The organism is Paraburkholderia sp. EG304 (assembly GCF_046543485.1).
Classification (GTDB): domain Bacteria; phylum Pseudomonadota; class Gammaproteobacteria; order Burkholderiales; family Burkholderiaceae; genus Paraburkholderia; species Paraburkholderia youngii.
In genome coordinates, this window is the sequence record NZ_JBKGUA010000181.1 from 1 (window position 1) to 2,165 (window position 2,165).

The 2,165-nt window shown below is 57.1% G+C and carries 1 protein-coding gene and 1 pseudogene; both read left to right on the top strand.

All coding sequences use genetic code 11. The features are described from left to right. Nucleotides 1-655: 655 nt before the first annotated feature. Complete coding sequence (locus ACLFKU_RS43105; protein WP_410853307.1) at nucleotides 656-1,681, top strand: IS110 family transposase; 1,026 nt, start codon at nucleotides 656-658, stop codon at nucleotides 1,679-1,681. Between the two features lie 292 nt (nucleotides 1,682-1,973). Beyond that, nucleotides 1,974-2,165: pseudogene (locus ACLFKU_RS43110) on the top strand (hypothetical protein); the annotation flags it as partial.

Sequence of the window (2,165 nt, forward strand, 5' to 3'; positions counted from 1 at the left end):
GCGATGCTTCGAGCCGCCTGCAGACGGTTGCAGGTAGTGACGGTTCGTTGACTGTGCCCCATTGTGTCTTTACGGGCCGTAACTTGTCCGCTGACGTGGATGCCAACGCGGGCGCAATCACGAGAAGTGACCCTATTGCGATGCGCGCGAGCCTTTTGCCGGCAAGTCCACGCAGGACGATCCCGGATGTTGGCATTGTGTTCTCCTTAGGGTCCTGTTGCAGCGCTTCTGTAACAGGATGTACAGTTCAGTCCCGTCCTCATCGACTGCACGCCATAGCAGGTGAGGTTTACCGCGCAGCTCCTGCATCAGCCCATCCCGATGCCAGGTCGAGCTCGGCGCGCCGGGTCTTTCCCTGCGATTCGTGAGGTATGCAGCCCTGTTTATTCTTCAATTCAGTCCGCCCTTGTTGGTTGGCCAGGGGCGTATGCAATAGCTGAGCCAACGTCACGATATGCGCATCCATTCTGACAAGAAGGGCATTATGACGAAGAAAATGGCTGCACCGGTTAGCCAGGATCCCTGAGGCGTTTTAGCAATCGCTTAGAGACGGAATCAAAAAGACACCGCTGGGGGCTGTTAACCTTTTCGGCAAGCTGTAATGGGATGGTCACCCCCACCTCGCAGCCGGTAATTTCCTTCGGAGGCCACTGTCATGCAGAACGTCACGTTGGTAGGAATTGATCTGGGCAAGCATTCTTTCCATCTGCATGGCCAGGACAAGGCCGGCAAGGCAGTGTTTCGCAGGAAGGTTTCACGCAAGCAGCTCGTCGAGTTCTTCGCAACGTTCGACGCCTGCACGGTCGTGATGGAAGCCTGTGCCGGTGCGCATTGGCTGGCACGTAAGCTCGGCGAGTACGGACACTGCGTCAAGCTGATCTCGCCACAATTCGTGCGTCCATTCGTGAAGAGCAACAAGAACGACTTCGTCGATGCTGAGGCGATCTGCGAGGCTGCATCACGGCCTTCGATGCGGTTCGTCACGCCGAAGAACGAGTCGCAGCAGATCCTGTCGGCGCTGCACCGGGTCCGCCAGGCCCTGGTTCGGGATCGAGTACGCACGACAAATCAGATGCATGGATTCCTGCTCGAATTTGGCATCAGCTTGCCCGTAGGCCATGGCGTCGTGAAGCGCCTTCCTGTCGTACTGGCCGAACACCAGTTACCGCCACGACTTATCGCGATCCTTGAGCGATTGCACGACCATTTCAAGTACCTTACCACGCAGATCAGCGATATCAAGAAGGAACTTGAACGGCAGCTTGCCGAGGACGCCCTTGGACAGCGCCTCCTTACGATTCCCGGCGTCGGATCCATCACCGCAAGTCTGCTCGCCTCAGAACTCGGCGATGGCAAGCAGTATCGATGCAGTCGTGATTTCGCCGCTGCAGTGGGGCTCGTACCAAGGCAATATAGTACGGGTGGCAAATCGAACCTGCTCGGAATCTCCAAGAGAGGCGACAAGAACATTCGCCACCTGCTAGTCCAGTGCGCGCGGGCGTTCATGCTTCACCTGGATAAGCAGACCGGTTGCATGGCTGATTGGGTCCGCGCAATGTTGACGCGACGACATTCGAATGTCGTCGCCTGCGCACTCGCTAACAAGCTTGCGCGAATTGCGTGGGCTATCTCGAGCCGCAACACCGTATTTGAGCGGAGGACGGCTGTTACCGTCGCCTGACGGGCGCTACCACGCTCCGTATAAACAAACTTAACCCACCTGGTTTTGCGACCGCTGATTATCGATGACGTGAACGGTACACCGGCCTGGCGGACACGCTGAAAGGTTAACGAGCTCTTGAAGCTGCCCCTGTTATCAGCACTGCCAGGCGCGATTCTCATCGTGGCGCGCGGAGTCATCCCCACAACGACGCCGGATAGATTTGCGCTAACCATCACCAATCGAGATCTGTGTTGCAAAAATGGGGGTGACCATAGATTAACCTTGACCATCTGAACAACTGGAACCAAGGATGGGCGCGCCGATTGTTGAGGACGAACTGTGGGCACTGATCGAGCCATTGCTGCCGACGCCAAAACTGCGTATTTCGGATGAACGTGACCGGCCGTTTCGGGATCGTGACCGGGGATTTCGGCAACGTGACCGGTCATTTCGGGAACGTGACCGAGCGGACCGGACGGCAGGATTGGCGTTGCGCATGACA

Excerpts from the sequence above, each read along its gene's own strand:
- ACLFKU_RS43105 (WP_410853307.1), top strand. The coding sequence starts at position 656 with ATGCAGAACGTCACGTTGGTAGGAATTGATCTGGGCAAGCATTCTTTC.